General features: G+C 73.7%; 17 protein-coding genes. 11 read left to right on the forward strand and 6 right to left on the reverse strand.

Annotation, left to right across the window (positions count from 1 at the left end):
• Window positions 1–134: 134 nt before the first annotated feature.
• The 3 genes from ACFYVL_RS13730 to ACFYVL_RS13740 form a co-directional block, all read right to left on the reverse strand.
• Window positions 135–1,754 (reverse strand): alpha/beta hydrolase, encoded by a 1,620-nt coding sequence (locus ACFYVL_RS13730; RefSeq protein WP_389244062.1) that lies wholly within the window; start codon window positions 1,752–1,754, stop codon window positions 135–137.
• 107 nt (window positions 1,755–1,861) lie between these two features.
• Window positions 1,862–3,430 (reverse strand): alpha/beta hydrolase, encoded by a 1,569-nt coding sequence (locus tag ACFYVL_RS13735; protein WP_389244064.1) that lies wholly within the window; start codon window positions 3,428–3,430, stop codon window positions 1,862–1,864.
• Between the two features lie 113 nt (window positions 3,431–3,543).
• The gene (locus tag ACFYVL_RS13740) at window positions 3,544–6,348 is read right to left on the reverse strand and encodes a lysylphosphatidylglycerol synthase domain-containing protein (protein WP_389244066.1); all 2,805 of its coding nucleotides are present in this window, start codon (window positions 6,346–6,348) and stop codon (window positions 3,544–3,546) included.
• A gap of 182 nt (window positions 6,349–6,530) precedes the next feature.
• On the opposite strand from ACFYVL_RS13740, the gene ACFYVL_RS13745 reads away from it, so the two are divergent.
• From ACFYVL_RS13745 to nudC, 5 genes are all read left to right on the forward strand, one after another.
• Window positions 6,531–6,950, forward strand: a complete 420-nt coding sequence (locus ACFYVL_RS13745) for an MGMT family protein (RefSeq protein WP_389244068.1) — start codon at window positions 6,531–6,533, stop codon at window positions 6,948–6,950.
• A 440-nt stretch (window positions 6,951–7,390) separates the two neighbouring features.
• A complete protein-coding gene (locus ACFYVL_RS13750) occupies window positions 7,391–10,960 on the forward strand; it encodes an ATP-dependent helicase (RefSeq protein ID WP_389244070.1) in 3,570 nt (1,189 codons plus the stop codon).
• Between the two features lie 202 nt (window positions 10,961–11,162).
• Entirely contained in the window at window positions 11,163–14,900 is a 3,738-nt protein-coding gene (locus ACFYVL_RS13755) for a UvrD-helicase domain-containing protein (protein ID WP_389244072.1), read from the forward strand.
• Window positions 14,901–14,910: 10 nt separating this feature from the next.
• Window positions 14,911–16,308, forward strand: a complete 1,398-nt coding sequence (locus ACFYVL_RS13760) for a dipeptidase (protein WP_389244074.1) — start codon at window positions 14,911–14,913, stop codon at window positions 16,306–16,308.
• A gap of 255 nt (window positions 16,309–16,563) precedes the next feature.
• On the forward strand, window positions 16,564–17,451 hold the full coding sequence (nudC, locus tag ACFYVL_RS13765; protein ID WP_389244222.1) for an NAD(+) diphosphatase: 888 nt from the start codon (window positions 16,564–16,566) through the stop codon (window positions 17,449–17,451).
• A 111-nt stretch (window positions 17,452–17,562) separates the two neighbouring features.
• Here nudC and ACFYVL_RS13770 read toward each other — a convergent pair whose 3' ends face one another.
• Window positions 17,563–17,820, reverse strand: coding sequence for a mycoredoxin (locus ACFYVL_RS13770; RefSeq protein ID WP_389244076.1), 258 nt, complete (start codon window positions 17,818–17,820; stop codon window positions 17,563–17,565).
• Window positions 17,821–17,985: 165 nt separating this feature from the next.
• Here ACFYVL_RS13770 and ACFYVL_RS13775 point away from each other — a divergent pair, with 165 nt between their 5' ends.
• The 5 genes from ACFYVL_RS13775 (at window position 17,986) to ACFYVL_RS13795 (ending at window position 21,913) form a co-directional block, all read left to right on the forward strand.
• Window positions 17,986–20,169 carry an ATP-dependent DNA helicase UvrD2 gene (locus ACFYVL_RS13775; RefSeq protein WP_389244078.1) on the forward strand — a complete coding sequence of 728 codons (2,184 nt, stop codon included), beginning with the start codon at window positions 17,986–17,988 and terminating at the stop codon, window positions 20,167–20,169.
• 196 nt (window positions 20,170–20,365) lie between these two features.
• Window positions 20,366–20,677 (forward strand): hypothetical protein, encoded by a 312-nt coding sequence (locus ACFYVL_RS13780; protein WP_389244224.1) that lies wholly within the window; start codon window positions 20,366–20,368, stop codon window positions 20,675–20,677.
• Between the two features lie 173 nt (window positions 20,678–20,850).
• A complete protein-coding gene (locus tag ACFYVL_RS13785) occupies window positions 20,851–21,219 on the forward strand; it encodes a WhiB family transcriptional regulator (RefSeq protein WP_389244080.1) in 369 nt (122 codons plus the stop codon).
• Window positions 21,216–21,545: a hypothetical protein gene (locus tag ACFYVL_RS13790; RefSeq protein ID WP_389244082.1), complete on the forward strand. Its 330-nt coding sequence runs from the start codon at window positions 21,216–21,218 to the stop codon at window positions 21,543–21,545. Before ACFYVL_RS13785 ends, ACFYVL_RS13790 begins: the two co-directional genes overlap by 4 nt.
• A 143-nt stretch (window positions 21,546–21,688) precedes the next feature.
• Window positions 21,689–21,913, forward strand: a complete 225-nt coding sequence (locus ACFYVL_RS13795; RefSeq protein WP_389244230.1) for a hypothetical protein — start codon at window positions 21,689–21,691, stop codon at window positions 21,911–21,913.
• A 13-nt stretch (window positions 21,914–21,926) separates the two neighbouring features.
• Here ACFYVL_RS13795 and ACFYVL_RS13800 read toward each other — a convergent pair whose 3' ends face one another.
• Window positions 21,927–23,354 (reverse strand): ABC1 kinase family protein, encoded by a 1,428-nt coding sequence (locus tag ACFYVL_RS13800; RefSeq protein WP_389244084.1) that lies wholly within the window; start codon window positions 23,352–23,354, stop codon window positions 21,927–21,929.
• Between the two features lie 64 nt (window positions 23,355–23,418).
• Window positions 23,419–24,591 (reverse strand): ThiF family adenylyltransferase, encoded by a 1,173-nt coding sequence (locus ACFYVL_RS13805; protein WP_389244086.1) that lies wholly within the window; start codon window positions 24,589–24,591, stop codon window positions 23,419–23,421.
• A 220-nt stretch (window positions 24,592–24,811) separates the two neighbouring features.
• On the opposite strand from ACFYVL_RS13805, the gene ACFYVL_RS13810 reads away from it, so the two are divergent.
• Window positions 24,812–25,354, forward strand: coding sequence for a M48 family metallopeptidase (locus tag ACFYVL_RS13810; RefSeq protein ID WP_389244089.1), 543 nt, complete (start codon window positions 24,812–24,814; stop codon window positions 25,352–25,354).
• The last annotated feature ends 130 nt before the right edge of the window (window positions 25,355–25,484 follow it).

The raw sequence follows: 25,484 nt of genomic DNA on the forward strand, positions 1-25,484 counted from the left end.
CGGGGGGCCGGGCGGCCGCAACGGCTGCCCGGCCCCCTCGGCATACCACCGCCGGTGCGGGGGCCGGTACCGGCGGTGGGCCCGCCGCCCGGTTTGCCGCGGGGGCCGGCCGGTCGGTCCCGGGGGCCGCCCGGTCAGGAGCAGACCGTGCCCGACGCCGGTATTTTCCCGTCCAGGAAGTACGCGTCCACGGCCTGCTTCACGCACGTGTTGCCGGACGGGTACGCGCCGTGCCCCTCGCCCTTGTACGTCAGGTGCACCCCCACGCCCCGGCCCAGTTCCCCGGCCATCTTCAGCGACCCCTCGAACGGCGTCGCCGGGTCGCCGGTCCCTCCGACGACCAGGATCGGCGCGGCCCCGGGCGCCGACACCTCCGGCGTCTCGTACGCGCCGGGCACCGGCCAGGAGGCGCACCAGCCCGCCAGGTCCCAGGCGAGGTAGGGGCCGAACGCGGGGGAGACCTTGCGGAAGTCCGCCAGGTGCTGGGCCCTGACCTCCTCGGCACTCACCCTGCCCTTGGTGTCGGCACAGGAGATGGCCCGCTGCGAGTGGCTGGCGGTGGAGTAGTGACCCCGCGCGTCCCTGTTGTTGTACGAGTCGGCCAGCCGCAGCAGCGGTGCCCCGTCGCCCCGCTCCGCCGCCGCCAGCGCCTGGGTGAGGGCGGGCCAGCTGCTCTGGCTGTAGAGCGGGGCGATGATGCCGGTCAGCGCCAGGCTCTGGGTGAGCCTGCGCCCGCCGCCCGTCGTGCCGGTGGGCAGCGGCGCCCGGTCGAGAGCGTCGAGGAGCTTCACCACGCGCGCGGTGCCCGCCTTCGGCGACGTACCCCCGGAGCGGAAGTAGTTGTCCAGGGCGCGCTGGAAGCCGAGGGCCTGGTTGCGGGAGTGGCCCACCAGGCCGGCCGACGGGTCGACGACCGCGTCCAGGGTCAGCCGCCCCACGTTCTTCGGGAACAGGTGGGCGTAGACGCCGCCCAGCTCGGTGCCGTACGAGAAGCCGAAGTAGTGCAGCTTGGCGTCGCCCAGCACCTGGCGGAGCACGTCCATGTCGCGGGCCGCCCCGGTGGTGCCCACGTGCGGGAGGATCTTGCCGGAGCGCCGTGCGCAGCCCGCCCCGAACGCCTTCGCGTCGTCGAAGTACGCCTTCTCCTCGGCGGGGGTGTCCGGGGTGGAGTCGAGAGCGAGGGAGGCCTCCGTCGCCGCGTCGTCCCGGCAGACCACCTCCGAGCTCTCCGCGACGCCCCGGGGGTCGAAGCCCACCAGGTCGTACCGCCCGCGCAGCGAGGTGAAGAGGTCGCTCATGCCCGGCAGCGCGGCCACCCCGGAGCCGCCGGGCCCGCCGAAGTTGAACAGGAGCGAACCGATCCGCTTGCCGTCGCCGCCCGTCGCACGGGCCCGGATCAGGGCGATGCCCACCGTCTCGCCCGCCGGTTTCGCGTAGTCCAGCGGGACCTTGGCGGTGGCGCACTGCCACTCGGCGCCCGGCGGCACGGCATCGCTGCCGTGTGCCTTCACCGGGGCCGCGCAGTCCTTCCACGCGAGCTTCTGCCCGGTGACGGCGGCCGGCAGCGCGGACGGGGCGGCGGGCGCGGACGGCGGGGCGGTGGAGGCCCGCCCGCCCGGAGCCCCGGACGCCTCGCGCGTCGGCGCCGGGGCGCTCCCGTCCCCCTGGCCGCACGCCGTCGCGGTGACGGCGGTGGCCACCACCGCCGCCAGCAGGGCCCCCGCCCGTGCGTACCGTGTCCCGCGTCGTGCCATGGCCGGCCCCCGTCGCTCCGCTCCCCGTACCCGCCCCGTGATCGAAAGCAAGTACCCATATCCTAGGGGCGACCACTGACAGTGACCGAAAGCCCGTGCGGTGACTGCTACTCGCAGACCTTCCCGGCCGCCGGAACCTTTCCTTCCAGCAGGTATTCGTCAACGGCCGTCTTCACACAGGCACTTCCGCCGTTGTACGCACCGTGACCCTCGCCCTTGTACGTCAGCTCCACGCCGACGCCCTTGCCGAGTGCGTCCGCCATCTTCCGCGCCCCCTCGTAGGGCGTCGCGGGGTCACCGGTGTTGCCGATGACGACGATCGGAGCCGCGCCCGGGGCGCTCACGTCCGGGGTCACCCACTGGCCGGGCACCGGCCACGTCGAGCAGCCGGACAGGCCCCAGGCCAGGAAGTCGCCGAAGACGGGCGAGGCCTTGCGGAACTCGGCGACCTTCGACTTGGCGTGGGCGAGGTCGTAGCGCTCCTTGGAGTCCACGCAGTTGATCGCCGCGTTGGCGGCCCCGATGTTGCTGTAGGAGCCGTCCTCGTTGCGCCCGTTCATGGAGTCGGCGAGGACCAGCAGCAGTGAGCCGTTGCCGCCGTCCGCCTCGTCGAGGCCCTGCTCCAGGTACGGCCAGAAGTCCTTCGAGTAGAGCGTCTGGACGATGCCGTTGGTGGCCTGGCTCTGGGTCAGCTGCCGGCCGCCGCTCGCCGGGATCGGCTGCTTGTCCAGGCGCTGCAGGAGCGCGACGATGCCCGCCTCGATCTCCGCGGGCGTGCTGCCCTGCAGCTTGCAGTCGTCACCGCGCGCCACGCAGTCCTTGGCGAAGTTCGTCAGCGCCAGCTGGAAGCCCTTGGCCTGCCCCAGTGAGCCCTGCTCGGACGTCTGGGTGGGGTCCACGACCGCGTCGAAGACCGCCCGGCCGACCTTCTTCGGGAACAGGTGGGCGTACACGCCGCCCAGTTCGGTGCCGTAGGAGATGCCGAAGTAGTGCAGCTTGTCGTCGCCGAGCACCTGGCGCATCAGGTCGAGGTCCTTGGCCGCGTTGGTGGTGCCGACGTGCGGCAGTTCGGTGCCCGAGTTCTTCTCGCAGGCCGCCGCGTACTTCTTCAGGCTCTCGGCGTACGCCTTCTCCTCGGCGGCGTCGTCGGGGGTCATGTCCTCGGCGTAGTAGGCGTCGAGTTCCTTGGCGTCCTGGCACTCCACGGGGGCGCTGTTGCCCACGCCGCGCGGGTCGAAGCTCACCAGGTCGTACCGGGAGCGCAGCTTGTCGTAGTCCTTGCCGAAGCCCGGCAGGCCGGTCACCCCGGAGCCGCCGGGCCCGCCGAAGTTGAAGATCAGCGAGCCGATGCGGTTCTTCTTGTCGGCGGCCTCGGCGCGGATCAGCGCCAGTTCGATGCGGTCGCCGTCCGGCTTCGCGTAGTCGCGCGGCACCTGCATCGTGGCGCACTTCCACGGGGTGCCGCCCGGCAGCGGCGACGGCTTCGTCCCTTCGCCCTGTGCGGCACTCGGGGCCGGGCAGTCCTCCCACTTCAGTTCCTGGGCGGAGAGGTCCTGCTTCTTGTCGCCGTCGTCCTTGCCACCGTCCTTGCCGCCGTCGGAACAGCCGGCGAGACAGAGCAGTACGGCGGCGGAGACGGCCAGTGCCGGGGCGCGCAGTGCGGAAGGGGTAGACATGCCCCCCATCGTGCTCCGGGCCGTCCCGGACCGCGCGGCCCGGGGGCCAAGCGGGTGCCGCGGGCGGGCGGCGCGCGGGCCCGCGCCGCCGTACCCGGGGCCCCGGCGCGCCCCTAGAGCGCTCCCTTGCGCGTCAGGCTGTTGAAGAACAGCCAGCCCGGCAGCACCGGCAGCCAGAACGTCAGCAGCCGGTACAGCATCACCGCGGGCGTCGCGATGGACGGCGGCAGCCCGGCCAGCGTCAGCGCGCCGATCAGGGCGCCCTCGACCGCACCCACACCGCCCGGCGTCGGCACGGCCGAGCCCACCGCGTTGGCCGTCAGGAACACCACGGCGACGGTGGCGTAGCTGAGGTGGTCCTCGTCGCCCTGGCCGAACGCGCGGATCGACGCGTCCAGGCACATCACGAACACCACCGTCAGCAGCACCATGCCGCCGATGCCGGTCACCAGCTTCTTCGGCCGCTGGAGCACGTCGAGCATGCGGGGCACCACACCGGCGAACAGCGAGCGCACCCGGGTGACGACGAACTTCCGCAGGAACGGCACCGCCGTCACGATCATCGCCAGCACCGCCGCCGTCAGCAGTCCGGCGATCACCGTCCGGGAGGGGTTCTCCCAGGAGGTCTGCTCGGTCCCGGTCACATAACCGAAGATCATCAGCAGTGAGATGTGGCTGGCGAGGCCGAAGAGCTGTGCCGCGCCCACACTCGCCACGGCGAGGCCCGGCCGTACCCCCGCCCGTTGCAGGAAGCGGGTGTTGAGGGCCACACCGCCGATCGCGGCGGGCGCCACCAGCTTCACGAACGAACCGGCCACCTGCGCCTTGACCGTCTGCCAGAACGACACCTTCTCGGGCACGAAGCCCAGCAGGCTCATCGCCGCCGCCACGTAGCTCAGCGCGGAGAACAGCACGGCCAGTGCCACCCAGCCCCACTTCATCTCGGCGAACGCGTCGGTGATCGGGTTCTTCAGCAGCGAGGAGATCAGGATGTACGCGGCGAAGGCGCCCGCCAGCATGCTGACCAGGGTGCGCGGCTTGATCCGTTCCAGCCGGACCGGCTCGACCGGCGCCTGCGGACGGATCAGCAGCACCTGGTGGCGGATCTGCGTCAGCAGGTCCTCCTCCCGGGCGTCCTCCAGCGCCTCGTCGATGGCCTCCTTCTCGGCCTTCTTCTCCGCGCGCACGGCCTTGCGTCCGGGGACGTCCTCCGCGCCCTTCTCCCGCGCCCTGGCCTCCTTGGCGGCCTGCGAGGCCTCCAGGACCGCCTCGCGCTGCCGCTGCGACCGCTCGCGTCCCAGGCGGCGCAGCGTCGCGCGGGTGGAGCGGCTGAGCGCGATCGGCTGGAGCAGCGGCAGGCTGTCGGCGACCGTGTCGGGGCCGAGCACGTCCACCGCCGCGGCGACGGCCCGCTCCGCGCCCGCGCGCAGCCCCAGGGTCGTCAGCAGCTGCGCCACGTCCATCCGCAGGACGATGTCGCCCGCGGCGATCTCACCGCCGCGCAGATCCGTGATGATCACCGTGCCGGAACGATCCACCAGAATGGCGTCACCGGCCAGCCTGCGGTGTGCGATGCGGCGCGACTGGAGCGCCTTCACCTGGTGCCAGGCGTCCCGCAGCAGCTCGTCGGTGATCTCCTCGTCCGGCAGCGAGTCCAGGGTGCGCCCGCCCAGGTGCTCGTACACGAGCATCACGGCGTCCGGGCCGAGCTCGGAGGTCGCGATCAGCTTGGGGGCGTTGGCACCGGCCGCGATGGCGGCGTACGCGAGCAGCGCCTCCTGTTCGAGCGCCTGCCGCAGGGACTGGATCGAGCGCCGCTGGGTGATGCCGCGCAGGGTCACCCGGCGCCACACCCGGTAGAAGAAGCCGTGCGCCTGCTGCTCGCGGTCCACGACCGTGATGTCGAGCGGCGGGCCGTCCTCCAGGGTGACGATGTAGCGACGGCCGCGGTCGCCCTGGTCGGACAGGTCGAGCGACTCCTCGGCGCGCATCGCCGTCACCGGGCGGAACCCCACGTGCCGCAGCCCGGCGAGCAGGGTCTGCCCGGTGGGCCGCACATTGGGGGAGCCGACCGCGTAGAGCGTCGCGTACGCCACCGTCCAGCCGATCAGCACGGTCACCACGATCGACAGCGGGGTGGTCTGCCCGCCGACCAGCACCGCGAACGCGTTCAGCAGCAGCACCGCCCACAGGGCGACCCGCCAGCGCGGGCGACGGGCCATCCCGACCGCCGTCATGTACGCGATGACCGGGGCGAGATAGCCGTGCACCGGATCGGTGAGCTGGCCGGAGCCGTCGCTGGAGATCCGGGTGAGTGCCTCGCGGATGGCCTCCGGGGCCGGCCCGGAGACCCACAGATCGGTGGCCAGGGCCACCCCGTGCGCGAGGACGGCCGCCAGCACGCCGTCCGCGATCCGCAGTCCGTCGCGTTTGATCAGCCGCTCGATCGCGAAGCCGACGGGGAGGATCAGCACGGCGATGCTGGAGATCAGCCCCGCCAGCCGGACGAAGACCACCGGCGTCTGCTTGGTGCCCTCCAGGATGTCCTTCTCCAGGCCGGAGGCGGTGCCGTGGGCGAACGCGGCCAGCGCGATCACACAGATGATGCCGAGCAGACCGGACAGCAGCCGCACCAGGTCGGCCGGGCGGTGCACCCGGGCGGCGAGCAGCGGCTCGTCGCCCGAGACGCGCTCCACGTGCCCCTCTTCGGCCAGGTCGTCCGCCTGCGCGGAGTCCTCCCCGGGGACCACCCGGGTGGCACCCCCGTGCGGGCCGTCCGATTGCTCCGAACCGGTCCGCCGGGGGTCGTTTCGTGGGCCGTCCGTGTCCGGGTCCGCCTGCGGCTCGTTCGCCTGCGGGGCGTCCGTGTCCGGGCGTGGGACGGCGTCAGGAGCGCCTGCCGCCGGTCGAGGCTGCACGTCCTGCTCCTTCGTCGTCGTCTCTTCTTGGTCTCGTCTCACCAGTCATTGCCCGGATGATGGTGGCATGGCCGGATGCCACGGGGGGCTGCCAGGGTGCAACGCCCGCAATTGCGTCGCACCTCACACGCGCGCGTGGAGCGGGCCGCGGACTGTCGGTGGCGTGCGGCAGGATGGGCCGGATGAGCGAGAGTCCTGCCGGGAGCGAGACGCTCCCGGAGTACGCGGAACGGGTCCTGGCCGTCGCTGAACGGATCCCGCCCGGCCGGGTGATGACGTACGGGGACGTGGCCGAGTGGCTGAACCAGGAGGCGGACCCCGGCGACGGCAGCAGTGGTGAGCGCCCGGCCGGAGGCGGGCCGCGCCAGGTCGGCCGGGTCATGTCGCTGTACGGGGGCGCCGTCCCCTGGTGGCGCGTGGTCCGCTCGGACGGCCACCTGCTGCCCGGCAACGAACTGCGCGCCCTGGAGCAGTACCGGGCCGAGGGCACCCCGCTGCGCACCGCGGGCCCGAGCACCGAGGGCCACCTGCCCCGCGTCGACATGCGGCGGGCCAGGTGGGACGGCAGCACGGAACCGGGCGGCGGCGGGGACGGCCCCTGAGACCGCAGGGACGGCCCCTGGGACCGCGGGGACTTCCGCGCGCCCCGGGACTGCTGCGCACCTCGGGAATTCCGCGCTCTCCGGGAGTGCTGTGCTCCCCGGGACCTCTGCGGTGCCGGGGGCGGGGGCCGGGGCGCGGCGGGTGGTACGGAGGGTGGTACGGCTCACACCGTCCAGCTTCCGCCATCGCGGGCCCGTCCGGGCTGTCCGAGGACCGTACGGAGTACGCGCCCGCGGTGCGGAGCCGCGCGGCCGGGGAGACGGCCCGGGACGGCGCGCGTGCGGAGCCGCTGCGTCCAGTACGTCGCCTGGCGTAGCGTCGACCGCACGCGGTACGTCCGGCTCGCACGCCGCGGCGGCCCCGTGCATCCCGTACCGCACAGTCATCCTCCACGGCCGCAAGGCAACCAGCACACCACCCACCAGGACCGGCGATCCACGTGAGCACCTCCAACTCCTCGGGCCCCACGGGTTCCCCAGGGACCTTCCGGCAGCGGCCGCACCAGCCCTACCGGCAGAAGCGGCAGGGGACCCCGGGCGCGTACCGACTGGTCCGTACCGCCCCGGGAAGAGTGGACCCTCCTCTGCTGGACGCACACCAGCGCGCCGTGGTTGACCACGGGCAGGGGCCCCTGCTCGTCCTCGCGGGCCCCGGCACCGGCAAGACGACGACGCTCGTGGAGGCCGTCGCCGCCCGGATCGCGGCCGGTGCCCGCCCCGAACGGATCCTCGTCCTCACCTTCAGCCGCAAGGCCGCCGTCGAACTGCGCGACCGGATGGCGCTGCGGCTGGGCTCCCGGCAGGCACCGCAGGCCACCACCTTCCACTCGTACTGCTACGCCCTGGTCCGCGCCCACCAGGACAGCGACCTGTTCAGCGAACCGCTGCGGCTGCTGTCGGGCCCGGAGCAGGACGTGGCGGTGCGCGAGCTGCTGGCCGGCGAGATCGACCTGGAGAAGGCCGGGCTGGCCCACGTCAGCTGGCCCGACGAGCTGCGCGCCTGCCTCACCACCCGGGGGTTCGCCGACGAGGTGCGCGCGGTGCTCGCCCGCACCCGCGAACTGGGCCTGGGCCCCGGAGCCCTGCGCGACTTCGCCCGGCGGATAGGACGCCCCGACTGGAAGGCCGCGGCGACCTTCCTCGCCGAGTACCTCGACGTCCTCGACATGCAGGGCGTCCTGGACTACGCCGAACTCGTGCACCGCGCGGTGCTGCTCGCCGAACGCGAGGCGGTGACCGGCCGGCTCGCCGCCTCCTACGACGCCGTGTTCGTCGACGAGTACCAGGACACCGACCCCGCCCAGGTGCGACTGCTGCACGCGCTCGCCGGGGCGGGCCGCACCCTGGTGGCGTTCGGCGACCCCGACCAGTCGATCTACGCCTTCCGGGGCGCCGACGTCGGCGGCATCCTCGACTTCCCGCAGACCTTCCGCCGCGCCGACGGCGGCCCCGCCCGCGTCGAGGTCCTCACCACCTCGCGCCGCTCCGGCGCCGACCTGCTGGCCGCCACCCGCCTGCTCACCCGCCGCATGCCGCTGACCCGGCTGCCGGCCGCCGCCGTCAGGGCGCACCGGGACCTGGCCGCCGTGCGGGACGGCGGCCGGGTCGAGGTCTGCACCTACCCGACGGCCGGTGCCGAACTGGACAACGTCGCGGACATCCTGCGCCGGGCGCACCTGGAGGACGGCGTCCCGTGGAGCGAGATGGCGGTCCTGGTCCGTGCGGGCGGGCGGACCATCCCCGCGGTGCGCCGGGCGCTGACCTCCGCCGGCGTACCCCTGGAGATCGACGGCGACGACCTGCCGCTGCGCCACGAACCGGCGGTGACGCCCCTGCTGACCGCACTGCGGGCGGTCGCGCGGGCGGCGCTGGAGCAGGCGCCGAGAACGCCGTTCACGACGACGGGGGAGGCCGCGGACGAGGCCCTCGCGCGCGTGGCCGAAGCGGCGGCCGAAGGAGCGGCGGACGCGGGCCGGGACCACCCGGACGGGACGGGCCCGGACGGGACGGATCCGGACGAGACGGGTCCGGGCGGCACCGGGGAAGGCTCCGAGGACGGGGCGGCGGACGGGGAAGGCTCCGCGGACGGAACGGCTGCCGTCGACGGCGGCGCGGACCGCGCACGCGTGCCCGGCTGGCTCGGTACGGAGACCGCCGTCGAGCTGCTCTCCTCGCCCCTGGGCGGCATGGACGCCGCCGACCTGCGCCGTCTCGGACGGGCACTGCGCGACGAGGAGCGGGCCGCGGGCAACCGGGTGCCGCCGCCCTCCGACGTACTCCTCGCACAGGCACTCGCCGAACCCGAGCGGCTCGCCGCGCACGACCCCGCCTACGCGCGCGGGGCGCAGGTCCTGGGCACCCTGCTGCGCAAGGCGCGCGAACTGCTCGCAGGCGGCGGCACCGCCGAGGAGGCCCTGTGGACCCTGTGGGACGGCACCGGATGGCCGTCCCGGCTGGAGCGGTCGGCCCTGCGCGGCGGGCCCGCGGGACGCAACGCGGACCGTGACCTGGACGCGGTGTGCGCGCTGTTCGACACCGCCGCGCGCGCCGAGGAGCGGTCCGGGGGGCGCGGCGCGCTCAACTTCCTGGAGGAGGTGGACGCCCAGGACATCGCCGCCGACACCCTCAGCAGGCGCACCGTGCGCGCCGAGGCGGTACGGCTGATGACCGCCCACCGCTCCAAGGGACTGGAGTGGCGCCTCGTCGTCGTCACCGGGGTGCAGGAGGGGCTGTGGCCCGACCTGCGCCGCCGGGGCTCCCTCCTGGAGGCCGACCGGATCGGCCGCGACGGGCTCGCCGAACCCCTCACCCCCGGCGCCCTCCTCGCCGAGGAGCGCAGGCTCTTCTACGTCGCCGCCACGCGCGCGCGCGAGCGGCTCGTCGTCACCGCCGTGAAGGCCCCGGCCGACGACGGCGACCAGCCGTCCCGCTTCCTCACCGAACTGGGCGTCGAGCCGCGCGACGTCACCGGGCGCCCCCGCCGCCCCCTCGCGGTCTCCGCGCTCGTCGCCGAGCTGCGCGCCACCACCGTCGACCCCGAGGCCTCCGAGGCCCTCCGGGACGCCGCCGCCCGCCGCCTCGCCAAGCTCGCCGCGCTCAGCGACGACAACGGACAGCCGATGGTGCCCGCCGCCCACCCCGACTTCTGGTGGGGCCTCAACGAGCCGACGCACAGCACCGTGCCGCTGCGCGACCGCGACCAGCCCGTCGCGCTCTCCGGCAGCGCCCTCGACCAGCTCGCGAACACCTGCTCCCTCCAGTGGTTCCTGGGGCGCGAGGTCAAGGCCGACGCACCCGCCACCGCGGCCCAGGGGTTCGGGAACGTGGTGCACGTGCTGGCCGACGAGGTCGCCTCCGGGCGCACCCCCGCCGACCTGGCCGTCCTCATGGAACGACTGGACTCCGTGTGGGACGCGCTGGCCTTCGACGCGCCCTGGAAGTCCCGGCAGGAGAAGGAGCACGCGCGCGTGGCGCTGGAGCGGTTCCTCCAGTGGCACGTCACCGACCGGGGCGGGAGGACGGCCGTCGCCACCGAGCACGACTTCGACGTGACGCTGGAGGCGGGCGGCGAGTACGAGGTGCGCATCCGCGGTTCGATGGACCGCGTCGAGACGGACGCGCAGGGGCGGGCGTACGTCGTCGACTTCAAGACCGGCAAGTCGGCACCGACCCGCGACGAGGTCGCCCAGCACCCTCAGCTGGCGGTCTACCAGCTGGCGGTACGGGAAGGCGCGGTCGACGGGGTCTTCGGCGGCAGCCGCCCCGAACCGGGCGGCGCCGAACTCGTCCAGCTGCGGCAGGCCGCGACCAAGAAGGACGGCGGCGAGGCACTGCCCAAGATCCAGGCCCAGGAGCCGCTGGCGGGGGAGTGGGTCGGGGACCTGCTGGCCACGGCGGCCGGGCGGGTGCTCGACGAACGGTTCGCACCGAGCACCGGGACGCAGTGCACGCACTGCTCGTTCCGGGCGTCGTGCAGCGCGCAGCCGGAGGGGCGGCAGGTGGTGGACTGAGCGGGACCGGGCACCGGCGGGGAGGAGTGCGGACGCCTGTCGGGCGGGGCGAAGCACCAGTTGGCCGGGACGCGGCGGGCGTCTGCCCGGTGGGGTGAAGTGCCTGTGGCGGGGATGCGGCGGGCGCCTGGCCGGTGGGGTGAAGTGCCTGGTGGCGGGCGTGCGGCGGGCGCTGTCAGTGGGGCCGGATAGCCTTTTCGGGGTGACCACCAGAATCACCGAGCCCGAGCAGCTCAAGCAGCTCCTCGGCATCCCGTTCACCCCGGAGCAGCTGGCGTGCATCACGGCACCCACCGCCCCGCAGGTCATCGTGGCCGGCGCCGGATCGGGCAAGACGACGGTGATGGCCGCCCGGGTGGTGTGGCTGGTGGGCACCGGGCGGGTCGCCCCCGAGCAGGTGCTCGGCCTGACCTTCACCAACAAGGCCGCGGGCGAACTCGCCGAGCGCGTCCGCAAGGCCCTGATCGCCGCCGGCATCACCGACCCCGACGCCCTTCCCCCGGAAGGAGCCTCCCCGGGCTCCCCGCTCGCCGGCGGGGGAGACCCCATGGGCGAACCCCGCATCTCCACCTACCACGCCTTCGCCGGCCAGCTCCTCACCGACCACGGGCTGCGCATCGGCCTGGAACCCTCCGCCCGGCTGCTGGCCGACGCCACCCGCTACCAGCTCGCCGCCCGCGTCCTGCGCGAGGCCCCCGGCCCCTACCCCGCCCTCACCCGGTCCTTCCCCACCCTGGTCAGCGACCTCCTCGCGCTCGACGGAGAACTGGCCGAGCACCTCGTGAGCCCGCAGACCCTCCGCGCGTTCGACACCGAACTGCTGCGCGCCCTGGAGGGCGTCAAGCTCACCAACCCCGACCTGCGCAAGGTCCCCGAGGCCGCCGGGGCCCGCCGGGAACTGCTGGAGCTGACCGTCCGTTACCAGGAGCAGAAGCACCGCCGCGACCTCCTCGACTTCGGCGACCAGATCGCGCTCTCCGCCCGGCTCGCCGCCCTGCCCGAGGTGAGCGAGGCGCTGCGGGGCGAGTTCCGGGTCGTCCTGCTCGACGAGTACCAGGACACCTCGGTGGCCCAGCGGCTGCTGCTCTCCGGACTGTTCGGCGGCGGCACGGGGCACCCGGTGACCGCGGTCGGCGACCCCTGCCAGGCCATCTACGGCTGGCGCGGCGCCTCCGTCGCCAACCTCGACGACTTCCCCGAGCACTTCCCGCACGCCGACGGCCGCCCCGCCGACCGGTACGCGCTCAGCGAGAACCGCCGCAGCGGCGGACGCCTCCTCGACCTCGCCAACTCCCTCGCCGCCCCGCTGCGCGCCATGCACCGCGGCGTCGAGGCCCTGCGCCCCGCCCCCGGCGCCGAGCGCGAGGGCACGGTCCGCTGCGCCCTGCTGCGTACGCACGACGAGGAGATCGAGTGGATCGCGGACTCCCTCGCCCACCTGGTGCGCACCGGCACCGCCCCCGGTGACATCGCCGTCCTGTGCCGCACCGCGGGCGACTTCCCCGCGATCCAGGGGGCCCTGGTGGCCCGGGACGTCCCCGTCGAGGTCGTCGGCCTGTCCGGGCTGCTGCACCTGCCCGAGGTCGCCGACCTGGTCGCGGTCTGCGAGGTCCTCCAGGACCCCGGCGCCAACGCCTCCCTGGTGCGGCTGCTCACCGGCCCCCGCTGGCGCATCGGCGCCCGCGACCTGGCGCTGCTCGGCCGCCGCGCCCGGCTCCTGGTGCACCGGGGGAGCGGCGCGGACGAGGACCCCGACCGCAGGCTGGCGGAGGCCGTCGAGGGGGTCGACCCGTCCGAGGTGATATCGCTCGCCGACGCCCTGGACACCTTCCTGGAATCGGCGGGGGAGGCGGACGACGGGCTGCCGTTCTCGACCGAGGCCCGGGTACGGTTCGCCCACCTGGCCCGGGAACTGCGCGACCTGCGCCGCTCGCTGGCCGACCCGCTCATGGACGTACTGCACCGGGTGCTGCACGTCACCGGGCTCGAAGTCGAACTGTCAGCCTCCCCGCAGGCCCTGGCGGCCCGCCGCCGCGAGACCCTCAACAACTTCCTCGACACGGCCGCCGGCTTCGCCTCCCTCGACGGCGAGGCGACCCTGCTCGCCTTCCTCGGCTTCCTGCGCACCGCCGCCCAGTACGAGAAGGGCCTCGACAACGCGCTCCCCGGCGGCGAGAACACCGTCAAGGTCCTCACCGCGCACAAGTCCAAGGGCCTGGAGTGGAAGGTGGTCGCCGCCCCCGGCCTGGTCAGGGGCACCTTCCCCAGCGAGCGGGCCCGCGACTCCTGGACCTCCCAGGCCAAGGTCCTGCCGCACGCCCTGCGCGGCGACGCCCGGACCCTGCCGGAGATCCAGGAGTGGGACGCCAAGGGCATCAAGCTCTTCAAGGAGCAGATGAAGGCCCACCAGCACACCGAGGAGCTCCGCCTCGGCTACGTCACCTTCACCCGCCCCCGCGACCTGCTGCTCGGCTCCGGCCACTGGTGGGGCCCGAACCAGAAGAAGCCGCGCGGCCCGTCGGAGTTCCTGACCGCCCTGTACGAGCACTGCGCGGCGGGGCACGGCGAGATCGAGGTGTGGGCGCAGGAGCCCGCCGCCGACGAGGACAACCCGGCACTCCAGGAGGCGACGGCCGACCGCGCCTGGCCGCTTCCGCTCGACGACCGCGCACTGGCCCGCCGCCGCCGCGCCGCCGACCAGGTCCGCGCCCACCTGGACTCCCTGCGCGGCACCCCGGAACTCCCCCCGGAGCCCGAGGCGGCACCGGAACCGGCGGCCTGGGACGAGTGGATTCCGCAGGAGGACCCGGAGGGCCGGGAGAGTGCGGAGGACCTCGACCCGCAGTGGTGGCCGTCCCCGGACGACGAGCCCGAACCGGCCGACTGGGACACCCTGCTGACCGAACGCCCGTCGGGGGCCCCGTACCCCGACCGGCCCGGCGCTCCCCGCCCCGACACCACCCGCCACGACCCGCCCCCGCCGACCGCCCCACCGGGCCACGACTCCGTACCCGCCCGCCGGCACCCGGACGAGACCCCTCCGCCCGGCAGCGTCAGCCAGGACCCCGCCCACGACCCCGCGCACGCCCACGACCCCGCCCACGACTCCGCCCGCGTCCCCGCGTCCCGTCCCGCCCCCCGGTCCCAGGGACCCGCCGCCCTCACGCCCGAGGAGGCGCGCGCCGTGGACTCCTGGGACCGGGACTTCGACGCCCTCGCGAGCGAGCTGCGGCGGGCCAGGGCCGGGACCCGGGACGTGCCCGTGCCGCCCGCGCTCTCGGCCACCCAGCTGATGCGCCTCGCCGCCGACCCCGACGGCTTCGCCCAGGAACTGGCCCGGCCCATGCCCCGGCCCCCGCAGCCCGCCGCCCGACGCGGCACCCGGTTCCACGCCTGGGTGGAGTCGCGGTTCGAGGAACTGCCGCTTCCCATGCTCGGCCCCGACGAGCTGCCCGGCGGCGACGAGGACGACGCGGAGATCGCCGACGAGCGCGACCTGGCCGCGCTGAAGGAGGCGTTCGAGCGGACCCCGTACGCCCGCCGCACCCCGTACCGGACCGAGACCCCGTTCCACCTCACCCTCGCGGGCCGGGTGGTCCGCGGCCGGATCGACGCCGTCTACCAGGACGAGACCAGCGGTACGTACGAGATCGTCGACTGGAAGACCAGCCGCACCCGGGCCGCCGACCCCCTCCAGCTCGCGATCTACCGGCTGGCCTGGGCCGAGCTGCACGGGCTGCGCCCGGAAGAGGTGCTCGCCACATTTCTGTACGTGCGCAGCGGGGAGACCGTCCGCCCGCGGCACCTGCCGGGGCGCCGGGAGTTGGAGCGCATCCTGTCCGGAGAGCCCTCCGACGCCGTCGGCGACAGGGGGCGGGAGCCCCGGCCGGGACGGTCCACGACCCGGGCGCCGGACGCCGCACCCCCACCGGAGAGTTAGGCTCAAGGTCATGAGCGACACCCCGGACAGCGCCGTCCGTACGTACATCGACCAGCACCGCACCGCCTTCCTCGCGGACCTCGCGGAGTGGCTCCGCATCCCCTCAGTCTCGGCCCAGCCCGAGCACGCCGAGGACGTACGGCGCAGTGCCGACTGGCTGGCCGCGAAGCTCGCGGAGACCGGCTTCCCGGTCACCGAGGTGTGGCCCACGGACGGTGCCCCGGCGGTGTTCGCCGAGTGGCCCTCCGGAGACGAGGACGCCCCGACCGTGCTGGTCTACGGCCACCACGACGTCCAGCCCGCCGCCCGCGAGGACGGCTGGCACACGGAGCCGTTCGAGCCGACCACCGTCGACGGCCGGATGTACGCGCGCGGTGCCGCCGACGACAAGGGCCAGGTGTTCTTCCACACCCTCGGCGTCCGCGCCCACCTCGCCGCCACCGGCCGCACCGCCCCCGCCGTCAACCTCAAGCTGCTGATCGAGGGCGAGGAGGAGTCCGGCTCCCCGCACTTCCGCGCGCTGATCGAGGAGCGCCGCGAGCGCCTCGCCGCGGACGCGGTGATCGTCTCCGACACCGGCATGTGGGCCGAGGACACCCCGACCGTCTGCACCGGCATGCGCGGCCTGGCCGACTGCGAGATCACCTTCCGCGGCCCCGACCAGGACATCCACTCCGGCTCGTTCGGCGGCGCGGTGCCCAACCCGGCGACCGTGGCCGCCCGGGTGGTCGCCGCCCTGCACGACGAGGACGGCCGCGTCACCGTCCCCGGCTTCTACGACGGCATCGCCCCGCTCACCGACCGCGAGCGCGAACTCTTCGCCGAGCTGCCCTTCGACGAGGACCAGTGGCTGCGCACGGCCAAGTCGTACGCCACCCACGGCGAGGCCGGGTACTCCACCCTGGAGCGCATCTGGGCCCGCCCGACCGCCGAGGTCAACGGCATCGGCGGCGGCTACCAGGGCCCCGGCGGCAAGACGATCGTCCCCGCCTCCGCCGAGCTGAAGCTCTCCTTCCGGCTGGTCGCGGGCCAGGACCCGGACAAGATCGAGCAGGCGGTACGGGAGTGGGTCGCCGCCCGCGTCCCGGCCGGCATCCGGCACGAGACCGTCTTCGGCGCCGCCACCCGCCCGTGCCTGACCCCGCTGGACCACCCCGCCCTGCAGTCCGTCGTACGGGCCATGGGGCGCGCCTTCGGGCAGCAGATCCGCTTCACCCGCGAGGGCGGGTCCGGTCCGGCCGCCGACCTCCAGGACGTGCTCGGTGCGCCGGTGCTCTTCCTGGGCATCTCCGTACCTTCCGACGGCTGGCACGCGCCCAACGAGAAGGTCGAGCTCGACCTGCTGCTCAAGGGCGTCGAGACCACCGCGTACCTGTGGGGCGACCTCGCCGCACAGCACCACGGCTGACCAGCAGGACCGCCCGGCGGACGGACCGCAGCCCGGTCCGCCGAGCGGAGCAGGACAACCGCTGAGCAGAACAGAATCCCGATCCACCCGGGGGAGTTGGAAGCACCTGTGAGCACCAGCACCAGTACCACCGCCGGAACCAACGGCACCGGCGGCACCGCCGACGACAACGGCGCCACCGGCCCGAACGACGGCACCACCGCGACCGGGGGACCGGCACCGGACCGTCCCCTCGCGCTCGCCGCCGCCAGCGGCATCGACCGCGCCGCCCACCACCGCATGGACGAGGCGTGGCTGGCCGCCGCGTGGAGCCACCCCTCCACCCGGGTCTTCGTCGTCTCCGGCGGCCAGGCCCTGATCGACGACACCCCCGACGGCCGCACCGAACTGGTCATGACCCCGGCCTTCGAGGCCCCTCTCACCGAGACCCACCGCTACTTCCTGGGCACCGACGAGGACGGCGTCAGCTACTTCGCGCTCCAGAAGGACACCCTGCCGGGCCGGATGGACCAGTCGGCGCGTGCGGCGGGCCTGCGCGAGGCGGGGCTGCTGCTCCCGCCCCGCGACGCCGGGCTGATGGTGCACGCGGTCGCGCTGGAGAACTGGCAGCGGCTGCACCGCTTCTGCTCCCGCTGCGGCGAGCGCACCGTCATCGCCGCCGCCGGGCACATCCGCCGCTGCCAGGCGTGCGGCGCCGAGCACTACCCGCGCACCGACCCGGCCGTGATCATGCTGGTCACCGACGACGAGGACCGCGCGCTGCTGGGCCGCCAGGTGCACTGGCCGGAGGGCCGCTTCTCGACGCTGGCGGGCTTCGTCGAGCCGGGCGAGTCCATCGAGCAGTCGGTGGCCCGCGAGGTCTTCGAGGAGGCGGGCGTCACCGTCGGAGACGTCGAGTACGTCGCCAGCCAGCCCTGGCCGTTCCCCTCCAGCCTGATGCTCGGCTTCATGGCCCGTGCGACCAGCTCGGAGATCAATGTCGACGGTGAGGAGATCGAGGAGGCCCGCTGGTTCTCCCGCGACGACCTGGCCGCCGCGTTCGCCTCCGGCGAGGTGCTGCCGCCGTACGGCATCTCCATCGCGGCCCGCCTCATCGAGCTCTGGTACGGCAAGCCGCTGCCGAAGCCGGGCCACGCGGCCTGAGGCACCCGGACGCACGAGAACCGCCGCCCGCTTCACGCCGGGCGGCGGTTCTCTCGTAACTTCCGGTGCTCCCGGTGCCCCTGGTGCTCCCGGAGCTGCCGGTGCTCCCGGTCAGGCGGCGGCCAGTGCCTGCTTGACCTGGGCGAGCGACGGGTTCGTCATCACGGACTCGGAGCCGGCCTCGGACACCACGAGCAGCGTCGGGACGGTCTGGTTGCCACCGTTGGCCTTCTCGACGAACGCGGCCGAGTCGGCGTCGTGCTCGATGTTGACCTCGGTGTACGCGATGCCCTCACGGTCCATCTGGCTCTTGAGGCGGCGGCAGTAGCCGCACCACGTGGTGCTGTACATCGTCACGGTGCCCGACATGTCCCTCTTGCTCCTCTGTTTGGCTGGGGTGTCACGTACTTGTCCGTACTTCCCAGTCACTCGAACGTACGCGACCCCGACCCCATTCCCGCATTAGTACGACCACTCCACGCCCCCTGTGGACAACCGCCGCAGCAGTCCCGGCGAACCTGGCAGCATGGCAGGGTGACAGCAGCAACGCACTCCTCCCTTTTCCCGCAGGTCCCGGAGACGGCCGACGCGGTGCTCGACGGGCTCGACCCCGAGCAGCGCGAGGTCGCCACCGCCCTGCACGGTCCGGTGTGCGTCCTGGCCGGAGCGGGTACGGGCAAGACCCGCGCGATCACCCACCGGATCGCGTACGGAGTGCGGCTGGGCACCTTCGAGGCGAACAGCATGCTCGCCGTGACCTTCACCACCCGTGCCGCGGGCGAGATGCGCGGCCGGCTCCGCCAGCTCGGCGCGGGCGGCGTCCAGGTCCGCACCTTCCACGCCGCCGCCCTGCGCCAGCTCCGCTACTTCTGGCCCAAGGCCGTCGGCGGCGAGCTGCCACGCCTGATCGAACGCAAGGTGCAGCTGGTCGCGGAGGCCGCCGGACATCTCGGCATCCGCCTCGACCGCGGTGAGCTTCGGGACGTCACGGCCGAGATCGAATGGGCCAAGGTCACCCAGATCGTCCCCGGCGACTACCCCGCCGAGATCGCCAAGGCCCACCGCGAAGCGCCCCGCACCCCGTCGGAAATCAGCCAGATCTACGCGATGTACGAGCAGCTCAAGCGCGAGCGCTCGGTCATCGACTTCGAGGACGTGCTGCTGCTCACCGTCGGCATCCTCCAGGACCAGCACCTGATCGCCGACGAGTTCCGCCGCCAGTACCAGCACTTCGTCGTCGACGAGTACCAGGACGTCAGCCCGCTCCAGCAGCGGCTGCTCGACCTGTGGGTGGGCGACCGCGACAGCCTGTGCGTGGTCGGCGACGCCAACCAGACGATCTACTCCTTCACCGGCGCCACCCCCGACCACCTCCTCAACTTCCGCACCCGCCATCCGGACGCCACCGTCGTCAAGCTGATCCGCGACTACCGCTCCACCCCCCAGGTCGTCCACCTGGCCAACGGCGTCCTCGCCCCGGCCACCGGGCGCGCCGCCGAACAGCGGCTGGAGCTGATCTCCCAGCGCGAGCCGGGCCCCGCCCCCGTCTTTCGCGAGTACGGGGACGAGCCCGCCGAGGCGGAGGGCACCGCCCGGCGCGTCCGCGACCTGATCGCCGCGGGCGTCCCGGCCGGCGAGATCGCCGTGCTGTACCGGATCAACGCCCAGTCCGAGGTGTACGAGCAGGCCCTCGCCGACGCCGGGGTGCCCTACCAGCTGCGCGGCGCGGAGCGGTTCTTCGAGCGGCCCGAGGTGCGCGAGGCGATCGCCGCCCTGCGCAGCGCGGCCCGCTTCGGCCGCAACGACGCCCTGCTCGACGGTGTCGACGGGCTGCCCGCACAGGTCCGCGCCGTGCTCAGCGGCAACGGCTGGAAACCGACCCCGCCGGCCGGCTCCGGCGCGGTCCGCGACCGCTGGGAGTCGCTGGCCGCGCTGGCCCGCCTCGCCGAGGACTTCGCCAAGGCGCACCCCGGCGCCACCCTCGACACCCTGCTCCAGGAACTCATGGAGCGCGACGCCGCCCAGCACGCGCCCACCGTCCAGGGCGTCACCCTCGCCTCGCTGCACGCGGCGAAGGGACTGGAGTGGGACGCCGTGTTCCTGGTCGGCCTCACCGAGGGCATGATGCCGATCACCTACGCGAAGACCGAGGAGCAGCTGGAGGAGGAGCGCCGGCTGCTGTACGTCGGTGTCACCCGGGCCCGGGTCCACCTCGGCCTGTCCTGGGCGCTCTCCCGCTCGCCCGGCGGCCGACCCCACCGCACCGCCAGCCGCTTCCTGAAGGGCCTGCGGCCCGGCTCGGGCAGTCAGGTCGCCCGTGCCGCCGCGGGAAGCGCCGCAGGCGCGACGGGGGCCGCTCCCGGCACCAAGCCGCGCACCTACCGCGGGCCGATCCGGTGCCGGGTGTGCGGCAGGACCCTCATCGACGGCGGCGAGATGAAACTCAGGCGCTGCGAGGACTGCCCCTCCGACATGGACGAGGGCCTGTACGAGCGGCTGCACGACTGGCGCGAGCGGCAGGCCGGCCGGGCCGGGCTGCCCGGGTACTGCGTCTTCACCGACAAGACGCTGATGGCGATCGCCGAGGCGCAGCCCGAGGCCGAGGGCGACCTCGCCATGATCGCCGGAGTCGGCGTCCGCAAGACCAGGCTGTACGGGACCGAGGTTCTGGCTCTCTGCGCAGGCCAGGAGCTGGAGGAGGACCCGGGCGAGGACTGAGGAAAACTCGTCGAAAAAATAGTTTGCGCTTCTCCCGCAAGGCCCCATAGGTTCTTAACCACGGGAACAGCGGCTCTTCTCTGAGGCCCTGTTTTCGTGCTGTACTTATCCGAATACGCGTGTTCCAGCTCCGGCCGGGACCCCTAGACGCCGAGAGGAGGCGATTCCAGTGACCAGCTCCATCACCTTCACCAAAATGACCGATCACTCGGTCTCCGCCGCCTGCACTCTCGGCTCTTCGATCATTGCCGCCGCCTCTGCCGCTTCGCTGCGTGGCACCGGTCTGTCCGGCCTCGCTGCCGTCAGCCCGGCGTCCCTGGCGAGCCTCCCCGTCCGGGAGGGCAATGAGCGACCGACCGAGGCACCGGAAGCAGCAGTAGCGAAGGCACAGGCCAAGGCCTATGCGTTTGCGGCGACCGGTGCCGGATCCAAGACGCGGACGACGCAGCAGCACCAGCACAAGATGTGGGCCTTCCGTGGGCTCGAACCCTGGAGTGATCCAGTCTGATCGACGATCAGACCGGCGCCTTCAGGGCCGCGGAACCCCACCCGGGATCCGCGGCCCTTCTGTTTTTCCCGAACGGGAAGCACGGAGCGAAGGGGCCTCGGGACCAAGAACCACCCGGTACCCACCAACAACCGGTCAACAGGCCGGCACGAACAGACGAGGAATCCACCACCGTGCAACTCGACACGCACGCCCCGTCCGTACCGACTTCCCACCCGATCCCGCCGCCCGGCTCCACGGAGGACCCGACCTTGACTCCCCTCACCGCGCTCACCGCGCTCGACGACGCCATCGAGAACCTCGGCGTGCCCGTCCCCTGCCGTTCGTACGACCCGGAGGTCTTCTTCGCCGAGTCCCCGGCCGACGTCGAGTACGCCAAGTCGCTCTGCCGCACCTGCCCGCTGGTCGAGGCCTGCCTCGCCGGTGCCAAGGAGCGCCGCGAGCCCTGGGGCGTCTGGGGTGGCGAGCTGTTCGTCCAGGGCGTGGTCGTCGCCCGCAAGCGTCCGCGTGGCCGTCCGCGCAAGAACCCGGTCGCGGCATGAACATCACCGGCACAGGACCCATCGACCGCCCCCACACGCACGATCCCCAGAAGCAGGACCCGATGACCCCCACCACGTACGAGCCGTCCGGCTCGGCAACCTCGACCGTCAGCACCATCGGCGCGAACGCCTCGCGTCAGAACAGGACCCGCGAGATGCAACTCATCCCAGAAGCCTTGGCCCGTGCGCATATGCAAGAGCGCATGCAGGAAGCCGAAGCGGAACGCCAGGCCGTGCGCCTGGTCGCCGCCCGGCGGATGCAGCGGCGTGCGGAGCGCGTGTCGCTCCGGGCGCGGCGGGCGCTGGCCATGGCGGTCATGCAGTAGTCGACCGCCGCGGTCAGCCGTAGCACGCACAACGACGAAGGGGCCGGTCCCGGTGGACCGGCCCCTTCGGCATGCCCGGGGCCGCACCGCAGGCAGCGGCGGCGCGGCGGTGCGTGGCGGGGGAGCGGGGCTATCGTCGAGGGGTGGAATCGCAGAACGAGTTCTCCGGGCGGACGGGCCCCGACGACGAGGGCGGCGACGACGGCGCGGAGCGCGTGGTGTGCGCCCGGTGCGGTGCCGTCGCCCAGGGACCCCCGGTGACCTGGACCCTCTCCGTGGAGAACGGCAGCCGACGCCACTACTGCGTCGACTGCGCCCGCACCCACCTCCGGGCGATCGAGGGCCGCCTCGACTCGTCCTGGTGGTGAACCGGGGCCCTGACTACTCGGCCCTGGACTGCGGCGTCTCGGTCTCCGTCTCCTCCTCGTCGGCGAGGAAGCCCGGCAGCCACACCTCCAGTTCGTCGCGCAGCCGCACCGTCGCACCCAGCTGACAGAGCACCCCGATGGTGCTGAGCGTGACCCGGTGGATCAGCAGATAGGCGGGCGGCAGATTCAGCTGCTTGCCCAACTGGTGTGCGGGGGAGCGGACATCCGCTATCCGGCCGGCCTGCTGACGCAGCCAGCCGCGGGTGAAGGTGAACTCCTCGGCCAGCGCCGGTTCGATGATCGGCACCAGGTAGTCCAGCACCGCGCCCGGGTCCAGCTCGATGTCCTCCTTGACGAACCCCTCGTCGCAGAGCATCGCGTACACCGCGTCGGCATCGCCCTCCAGCGTCATCCGCAGCGAGTCGCCGATCGTGCGCGGCAGTCCGCCGGGCAGCCGGTCCACGGTCCCGAAGTCCAGCACCCCCAGCCGCCACGCCCCTTCACCGGACTCCCCGTCCCCGGTCCCGTCGTCCCCGGTCCCTTCGTCCCCGTCCTCGCCCGGTACGGCGGGCAGCAGCCGGAAGTTGCCCGGGTGCGGGTCCGCGTGCAGCAGCCCGGTGCGGGCCGGTCCGGAGAACAGGAAGCGGGCCAGCAACTGCCCAGCCCGGTCCCGCTGCTCCTGGGTGCCGTCGGAGATGATCTCGGCCAGCGGGATGCCGTCCATCCACTCGGTGACCAGGACCTGGTCGCACTGGTGCACCACGTCCGGCACCACCACGTCCGGGTCGTCCGCGAACTCCGCCGCGTGCTCGCGCTGGGCCCGCGCCTCCAGCTCGTAGTCCAGCTCCTCCGACACCCGGTCGCGCAGCTCCGCGATCAGCGGCTTGATGTCCATGCCCGGAATCAGCGGACCCAGCAGCTTCGCGAACCGGCCCAGCTGGTTCAGGTCGGACAGCAGTGCCTCACCGGCCCCCGGGTACTGCACCTTGACGGCCACCGTCCGCCCGTCGTGCCACACCGCCCGGTGCACCTGCCCGATGGACGCGGCGGCCGACGGCTTGTCCTCGAACTCCTGGAACAACTCCCGCCAGTCCTCGCCCAGCCGCTCCACCAGTACCGCGTGCACCGTGCGCGTCGGCATCGGCGGTGCGGCCTCCTGGAGCTTGGTCAGCGCCGCCCGGTAGGGGCCCGCGACCTCCTCCGGCAGCGCGGACTCGAAGACGGACAGCGCCTGCCCGAACTTCATCGCCCCGCCCTTCAGCTCTCCCAGCACCTTGAAGAGCTGCTCCGCCGTACGCTGCTGCAGTTCCCGGCCGACGATCTCGGCGGACTTGCCGCCGATCCGCTTGCCGAGGCCCCAGGCGGTCCGGCCGGCGAAGCCCAGCGGCAACGCGGCCAGCTTGGCGGTACGGGTTACCGCCTTCCGGGGAAGATCAGACATGCGCCCCTCCAAATCCCAGACAGCCGCGCCGCACGGACCCCGTGACAGTGCCCTTGGACGGCGCCTACCCGGCCATTGTGTCGTGCGGCATCAAGCCCCCCGAGGCCACGTCCCCCTCCGCGTCCTCATCCGGCTCCCCACCAGCACCGCAACCGCAGTCACGGCGCGCCACGAGGTGGTGCGAGCGCCAGTCGAGAAGGGGGAGCGCCGTCTCCCAGCGGGCCCCGGTGCTCGACGGCAGCTCACCGTCCAGGAACGCCAGCGCGTGCGCGGCGGCCAGCCCCGCCACCGCGGTCGCCAGCGCGACGTCGCAGGCCCCCGCCCCGCCGTCCGCCCCGGCACGGCGCCCCGAGCGCCACTGGGCGAGCATCCTGGGCCACCCGGGATCCAGCTCCCTGCGCGCCAGTGCCAGACACCCGGCACATGCCGTCCCGCCCGGCAGCACCAGCGGCCCCACCACCCCCGTCGCCTCCATCACCCCCGCGTACAGATGCGGAACGCCGGACGCCATCCACGGTTCCGCCGTCGCGGGATCCGGCACGTACGCCGCCAGCCCGTCCCGGGGTGCCACCACGACCAGTGACAGCCCCGGCCCGCCGTCCCCGCCCGGCTCCGCGGGACCTGCCCGCGCCCGTGGCGCCCGCCCGGGGGCGCACCGCCGCACCGCCTGCCCGGCGGCGGCGTCCCGCCGCACCCCGACCGCATCGGCCGGCATCCCGCCGGGCGCCACGTCCCAAGGCTCCACCGTGCCGCCGTCCAGCACATCGACCCGGCCCACCCCCGAGGCGGCGAGCACCGAGGCGAGCGTCGCGCCGACCCGCCCCGCGCCGCGCACCTGCACCCGCGCCGACCCGCGCGCCGCGAGCCGCCGGGCCCCGCCGCCCGGCTCCGGATGCACCACGTCCAGCGAGGCCAGGTCCGGCCGCAGCCGGTCCAGCACCCCGGCCCGGCTCCGCAGCGCGTCCGCCGCCGGGCCGCCCGCCGCGACGTCGTCGATCAGTCCCGCCGCGGCGAGCCGCTCCACCACACCGTCCACCTGCCCCTCCCGCAGGCCCAGCGCGGCCCCCTCCGCCCGCAGCAGCGGTATGCCGCGGGTCCCGTCCAGCAGGTCGAGCAGATTGCCGGTCGCCGTGTCCACCGGTCCCACCAGCACCGCGTGCGCGGCCGTCACCCCGAACTGCACGCTCTGCCGGTCCCGCCAGGCCCGCCGCAGCGCAGGCTTCACCCTCGGATGCATCTGCGTCCCTCCCGTTCCCCGCCCGTGTCCGTTCTCCGCGTCGCCGCTCCGGTCCCGCGAACTCCACGATGCGGCGTTCCGCCCGGTCGTGCCGAAAGTTGTCCACAGGGCGGGGCATTAGTCGTACAAGTGGTGGCCCCGCAGGACACGACCGGTGCGGTTCCGGCCGGAAGCGCCCGGAGGCAGGACTTCCGTCGCGTACAGCGGGTAACGTCGGGGCGTGCCAGCCGACCCCTCCCCCCGCTTCGCCGTCGAGGTCCGCAGGAGTGCCCGACGCAGCCGCACCGTCTCCGCGTACCGCGAGGGAGACCGCACGATCGTGCTCATCCCGGCCCGGATGTCGGAGGCCGAGGAGCAGCGCTGGGTGGGCGTGATGCTCGACAAGCTCGCCGCCCAGGAGAGCAGGCGCACCCTCGGCGACGACGACCTCACCGAGCGGGCCGGACGGCTCTCCGGCCAGTACTTCGAGGGCCGGGCCCGCCCCGCTTCGGTGCGCTGGGTGACCAACCAGAACACCCGCTGGGGCTCGTGCACCCCCGCCGAGGGCAGCATCCGCCTCTCCCACCGACTCCAGGGCATGCCGGAGTACGTGATCGACTACGTGCTCCTGCACGAGCTGGCCCATCTGCTCGTGCCCGGCCACGGCGCCCCCTTCTGGCGGCTCCTGGAGGCGTACCCGCGCACCGAGCGGGCCCGCGGGTACCTCGAAGGTGTGGTCGCCGCCGACCGCCTCCCGCACCTGCCCAGGACGCGCGGCGAGTAACTCTCCGTGCGGCCCGCGGCACTTCCCCGGGCGCGCGGCACCGGGTGTCCCCGCCCGGCACGCGGCGATCTGTACCGACTGTGTACCGGCTTGCCTCACTGTCGGAGATAGCGGTTAGCCTGGCGCGACG

This window comes from Streptomyces sp. NPDC004111 (assembly GCF_042874215.1).
In the GTDB taxonomy this organism is placed as follows: domain Bacteria; phylum Actinomycetota; class Actinomycetes; order Streptomycetales; family Streptomycetaceae; genus Streptomyces.

What these genes read in the sequence shown, in the direction of transcription:
- ACFYVL_RS13730 (WP_389244062.1), bottom strand. Translation starts at nt 1,754, where the DNA reads ATGGCACGACGCGGGACACGGTACGCACGGGCGGGGGCCCTGCTGGCG.
- ACFYVL_RS13735 (WP_389244064.1), bottom strand. Translation starts at nt 3,430, where the DNA reads ATGTCTACCCCTTCCGCACTGCGCGCCCCGGCACTGGCCGTCTCCGCC.
- ACFYVL_RS13745 (WP_389244068.1), top strand. Translation starts at nt 6,531, where the DNA reads ATGAGCGAGAGTCCTGCCGGGAGCGAGACGCTCCCGGAGTACGCGGAA.
- ACFYVL_RS13760 (WP_389244074.1), top strand. Translation starts at nt 14,911, where the DNA reads ATGAGCGACACCCCGGACAGCGCCGTCCGTACGTACATCGACCAGCAC.
- ACFYVL_RS13770 (WP_389244076.1), bottom strand. Translation starts at nt 17,820, where the DNA reads ATGTCGGGCACCGTGACGATGTACAGCACCACGTGGTGCGGCTACTGC.
- ACFYVL_RS13780 (WP_389244224.1), top strand. Translation starts at nt 20,366, where the DNA reads ATGACCGATCACTCGGTCTCCGCCGCCTGCACTCTCGGCTCTTCGATC.
- ACFYVL_RS13790 (WP_389244082.1), top strand. Translation starts at nt 21,216, where the DNA reads ATGAACATCACCGGCACAGGACCCATCGACCGCCCCCACACGCACGAT.
- ACFYVL_RS13800 (WP_389244084.1), bottom strand. Translation starts at nt 23,354, where the DNA reads ATGTCTGATCTTCCCCGGAAGGCGGTAACCCGTACCGCCAAGCTGGCC.
- ACFYVL_RS13805 (WP_389244086.1), bottom strand. Translation starts at nt 24,591, where the DNA reads ATGCATCCGAGGGTGAAGCCTGCGCTGCGGCGGGCCTGGCGGGACCGG.